At 46.3% G+C, this 5441-nt stretch carries 5 protein-coding genes; all 5 read right to left on the minus strand.

The genetic code is table 11. The features are described 5' to 3' along the window. Positions 1-1361 (minus strand): glycosyltransferase (locus IID12_09670; GenBank protein ID MCH8289355.1); only part of this gene is annotated, 1361 nt, incomplete at its 3' end. A 639-nt stretch (positions 1362-2000) separates the two neighbouring features. Then, complete coding sequence (locus tag IID12_09675) at positions 2001-2597, minus strand: hypothetical protein (GenBank protein ID MCH8289356.1); 597 nt, start codon at positions 2595-2597, stop codon at positions 2001-2003. A 55-nt stretch (positions 2598-2652) separates the two neighbouring features. After that, entirely contained in the window at positions 2653-3969 is a 1317-nt protein-coding gene (locus IID12_09680) for a c-type cytochrome (GenBank protein ID MCH8289357.1), read from the minus strand. A gap of 283 nt (positions 3970-4252) precedes the next feature. Further along, entirely contained in the window at positions 4253-4921 is a 669-nt protein-coding gene (locus IID12_09685) for an endonuclease III (GenBank protein MCH8289358.1), read from the minus strand. Then, on the minus strand, positions 4921-5441 hold a 521-nt coding region (locus IID12_09690; GenBank protein MCH8289359.1), incomplete at its 5' end, for a 5-formyltetrahydrofolate cyclo-ligase. The genes IID12_09690 and IID12_09685, both read right to left, overlap by 1 nt.

A 5441-nucleotide genomic window follows, 5' to 3' on the forward strand; every position in this document is an offset into this window, starting at 1 on the left:
CCCCACCACGCTAATGAGGTATTGAATTCGTTGGAGACGACCACTGTGTAATCTCCCTCGAACCGGTCGGCAATCTCCTTCGTGAATGAGCCGAATGAATCAAAAATGACGAGTTTCGGCTTCCCTTTGCGCACCGTCGCTATTTTCGATATTTCCTCATCGTCTGCCGTCAACTGTTCCTTTATAACTCCACGCAGCTTCACAACAGCCTCCTCGCACGTCTCCCTCAGATTCGGGGGGAAATCGCCGAACTTCCCCGCTTTTAAAACGCAGTACAACGCCTGGTCGTACATCGCGTTCATCTCGTAGAGCTTTCCGAGGTTCCAGACCGGCAGCCATGAATAGAACGCACCCGGGTAGAATACGGTCGAGTCAGGCATCGGATTCTCATCCGCCAGCTCGATTGCCTTTTTATAGTATCCTTCAGCTTCGCTCCACTTCCTCTGAAGAATATCTTCCTCAATATTTTCATCGATCTCCTGCTGCATGCCCTCGGCATCTTTGACGCCGATCTCACCCAGCGTCACATACGCCAGCGGGATTTCGTACCTCATCGTGATGCAGTCGTGGAACAGTGTTTTTGCCTTCTCCGTGTGATTCAAAGCCATCCTGCACCTTCCCATCTGCCAGGTCACGAGATACCTCTCCACACCGTCCGCAGCGTCCTTCGAGTTCTTCAGATAGCGCCTGTAGAAACCTATCGCCTTCTCGTACATCCCCTGCTCATGAGCGATCGACGCAAGATAGAACGCCGACCGCACGTCCTTCGGATGTTTCTTCAGCACCTCTCCCATGTCTTTTTCTATCTGTTCGTATCGCTCCTTTTTGCGGATCTTCCTGTTTGCTTTCGTGGGACGGTGCTCTATGACAATATCGCGAAACCCCATCGAAAGCCCGTTCGGGTCAACCTCGGAAGTGTTCAGCTGATTATGCACCTTGCCGTTATACTCCCAGCCTATGCCGTTCTTAAGGAGCCTTGTCTGCATCCCCACGGCGCCGTCTTCCATAAGGAGCTTAAAACCGATGGCGGGACAATCGTCATCTATCACCTGCCACATTTTGGTTCTTAGCTTTTCCACATGCTCCGGTGACATCCACTCATGTGCGTCCCAGATGAAGATCCACTCCTTCGTGCATTTCGACATAGCGAGATTCCGGGCGTCCGAAAAAGAGCCGTTCCAGTCGAACCGGTATAGAACGTCGGCGTATTCTGAAGCGATCCTCTCCGTGTTGTCGGAGGAAGTGTTGTCGATACCGATAATAATTTCGTCGCAGAGCGGCTTGACGCTCTCGATTGCATCACGAATAGTCGCTCCCTCGTCCCGGGCGAATATGCAGAGCGAAATGGTGGGTTTTTTCATGTCTCCCCTAAGTTGATTTGTCAACTATCAGGAAACGGTCAGGGTGGCCTGCCCGACCAATGTCAGGCGGGCCTGCCTCCTGTGCGAGACGGAGAATGTGATTGTATTTATATTACGATAATCTGAAAAACCATTAAAATGGTTACGGGTGTTGGAGATTCTTATTAGCCCCGGACTTAAGTCCGGGGCTACTGATATATCAAAAAATATATACTAACCGTTTTAACGGTTTATCTGTGGGGTTAGGGCTTGCCCTGACCGCACATCAAATATCTCCTCCCTCGAGGGAGGTGTCCCGAAGCTTCGGGACGGACCTGCCCGACTAATGTCAGACGGGGGGTGTGATTCTTATGTTCTCATAAAGTTTTTCGTTACCGACCAATTACACCCCTTGCCTCTGCGAGGCACTCCCCTCAAGGGGAGAGTATAAGGATTCCCCTCTAATAACCAGCCCGCCCGTCTGACCGCTCGCCGGGCAGGACATTGGTCTGGCCTGTCCGACAGCCAGGCGGGCGGGGAAGGGTGTTCCGAAGGAACTCCTACGGAGGATTAGATAATTTAAAATTATCTAAGACGGGCTGTGTCAAGAATGTTCGATATGAATATAATTTTGATAAAGCTAGTTTAAATATATCGCCTTTATTCATGTCCACCGAAATCCTCCATTAGAGGCCTCGAAATATTAGAGGTCTCATTGGGATCCGGGTCTGGAATTTTATGATATACAGGCTTTATGTTCCTCAGATAGATCACCACCGCATGCAGGTCTTCTTCCGACAATGTGGTTGTCAATATCCAGGGCATAATGAGGGGGTGCATGAGACTTCCGTCACTTCTCAGACCGCTGCGCAGAGCCTGTTTAATCTCATCGTCGCTCTGTCTTCCAAGACCGGTTTCGGGATCGGGAGTTAAGTTCCGTGATACAAAAGAACCCATTGGTGTCACCCACTTCATTCCGCCGGCTAAATATTCGTCGAAGTTCGGTCCTCTGGAGCCCATAGGAACGTGGCACTCGATGCAGTCGCCCGTGGTTATGATATACTTACCTTTTTCAGCTAAGAGCCGCAGTGCGGGGTCTTCTATATGATCAAGCGATGGCGGTGCGCTCAGCGTCATTTCTATAAACTCTTCCGGAGGAGTCGTCATAAATGGCGGTATATACCACAGGACTGCGATAAAACCGGCGAAGGCAATTCCGGGAGCTGAAATCAAAATCCATTTAAATATTTGGTTCAATCTTAGAATACTCCTTTATAAAATAGAAATTTGTCCAAGCTAAAATATCCTCTGTCTACATCTGCTCATTCACTTTCACCTCCCCAAAATTTCCGTGCGTTCCTTCAGGAGGAAACGGTTTTTGTAAAATGAGCAATTCAAACTTTCCCCATAGATATTCTATAGGATTTCTCTTTTTTACTTCCGGAATACTGTTATACACGGGTGGAAGACTTCTCATGTACACCAATAACGCCGAGAGATCATCGTCGCTCAACCCGGCGTATGAAGGCCAAGGCATCGGGAACGGCATCATTCGGTCCCCGTTTACTCTTATTCCATTCGTTATCGCGCTGATAATCTGTTCATCTGTAGCCTTTCCTAATCCAGTCTCTTCATCGGGCGTTAAATTTCTTGAAACGAAATCACCGTATGGTCCCAACCTGAACATATTTCCTCCCGCCATCCTCAATTCCCGTATCATTCTATCATCTTCGTCAAAGGGTGAATGACAATGGGGACAGCCAAGGTATTCAACGAGATACGCGCCTCTTTCAATAGGGTTCATCCTGTTCTCTTCATCCATATTCGCATAATACTCACCAAGCTCATCCGCATCCATCTCCCATACAGGTTTTCTAGCGAGAGATATAACATAGTTTGACAAATCCCAGAGCTGATTCGAACTTACCAAATCGTCATAAGACGGCATAGGTGTCCCGTTCATTCCCGTCACCAAACGCAGATAGATATCTTTTGCCGATGAACCTCCTATGAATGTCCACGGCTCTGTAAGATTTGCAGCAACGGTAAGTCTGCCGAGATCATCTTCAAGCTCAGCGACATCGTCGCCTTCACCTGAACCATCATCACCGTGGCAATCTGCGCATCCGAGGTCTTCATAAAATGTTTTACCACTGAGAATACTCTTTGCCGAACTCGCCATAGGCTTATCCACTCTTACGATTTCCGCGCTCTCTTCTGCAAATCGCGATGAAAAGGATTTAACATATTCTATAATCGCTTCAAGAGAATCGCCAGTTATAAATGGGGCCCACGAGGGCATGGCGGTTCCGTGGATCCCTTCTTTGACACTCTTGCGGATATCGGCATCTGTGGGAATACTTCCGGTTGCGGTCGTTCTCACCTTGTAAAGTCCAAGCACAAAATCTAACGGATACGGACGTAAGAACTGTGCTGCGAGTCCGTTTCCTTTTCCGTCTTCGCCATGGCAGTTAGAACATTTTTGCTCGTAAATAGATTTGCCAAGATTGTTTTCTTCTTTATTATCATCCTGTAAGGTGGAGCTGTTGAGACCTCCCGATGAAAATATTATTGCCAGTATTAGGCCGAGAATATCGATAAATGAAAACGTTTTAACGAATTGACTCATAGTTTCTGTCCTTCCGATAGTTTTATGCTTGCCGAATATAAAAATTTGATAGCCAATTATTCCCTATATCAAACTTAAACAGATTCAATTGAGTAATAAATTAATACTGCCTTGAGCGTTCCAATTCTTTTTGTTAGAAACAAAAGTGGTTCTATTACGACGCTAACAAATGTACCCCACTTTTACGTTTAATACAATCTGTTTATTCCCAATTCTCGCGGAAAAAACAACTATCCCATTTAAGGTAGCCCGTCCGATAGCTGTCTGCGGTCAAAGATGAAAATTATTTAATATTTTTGTAATAGAGACAATGTCTCCTCAAATTACATTCAGCGCAAAGCGGATTTCTCGCCTTGCAGATTTTTCTTCCATGATCGATAATATTAATATGAAATGAATACGCTTTTCCTTTAGGGAAAATATCAGCCATGAGTTTGTATGTCTTCTCGGGTGGACTGTTTTCCGGGACAAAACCGAGTCGGGCGCATATTCTGTTTATGTGTGTGTCGACAGGAAACCGATCGGCATTGCAGGCAAATGAGAGAACAACATTAATAGTCTTGACGCCGATACCTTTGACCTGCGTAAAAGTTTCTTCGACCCATGCAGGGTCTTTATCGCAAATCCAATCGAGATCTAATTTACCCCAATTATCAGCTATAAAATCGAGTGTATCTTTTATGTATCCCGATTTTGCAGGAGCCAGACCTGCTATACGGATCGCGTTTTCGATTTTCTTTCTCGGTGTATTTCTGACTATTCCCCAAGTGGGATACTGTTTTCTCAGCTCGGCATATCCTTTGTCCCTATTTATGTCGTTAGTGTTATGCGACAGCAGCGTCAGTATCAGTTCATCCAGCACATTTACGTTTTTACCCGGTTGAGGGATGCCGTATACCTCTTCTAAGAGCAGGTCGATCTTAGCGGCTTTATTTTGTAATCGCTTACTCATTATTTTATCTGAGTGACACCCTTCTCGGTCACGACAAAATTCACATTGATATCATTTTCCTCCGCCGGTAGGTTTTCTATAAATTGAAAATCATAAGCCAGAGCAATTTTTCTGATGGAGAGACCGCTGAGAATCCTGTCATAAAACCCACCGCCCATTCCGATTCGGTTCCCCGATGCATCCACAGCCAGACAAGGAACGAGAATGATCCCGGCGCTGTTCATATCTGCCGGAATGATCGAGTCTTCAGCAGGTTGTTCAATACCGAATTGTGTCAGTTCAAGCGAGTCGAGGTTTTGAATCAGAGAGTGCGAGGGAGGTTTATCAATACCGTGATATATCGGAACTATTACCTTTTTGTTTTCTGAAAGAGCGTGCTCGATCATTGGTTTGGTTCTCACTTCGCCCGGAAGGCTGCCGATAAATATGTGAATAGAATTTGACTTTTGATATTCCGGAAGAGCTAGCAGATGTTTCTTGATCAGATCACTTTTTGTATCAACATCGGCGGGAGGCATGT

The organism is Candidatus Neomarinimicrobiota bacterium, assembly GCA_022567655.1.
Taxonomy (GTDB): Bacteria; Fidelibacterota; SORT01; order SORT01; family SORT01; genus JADFGO01.

What these genes read in the sequence shown, in the direction of transcription:
- IID12_09680 (MCH8289357.1), bottom strand. Translation starts at nt 3,969, where the DNA reads ATGAGTCAATTCGTTAAAACGTTTTCATTTATCGATATTCTCGGCCTA.
- IID12_09685 (MCH8289358.1), bottom strand. Translation starts at nt 4,921, where the DNA reads ATGAGTAAGCGATTACAAAATAAAGCCGCTAAGATCGACCTGCTCTTA.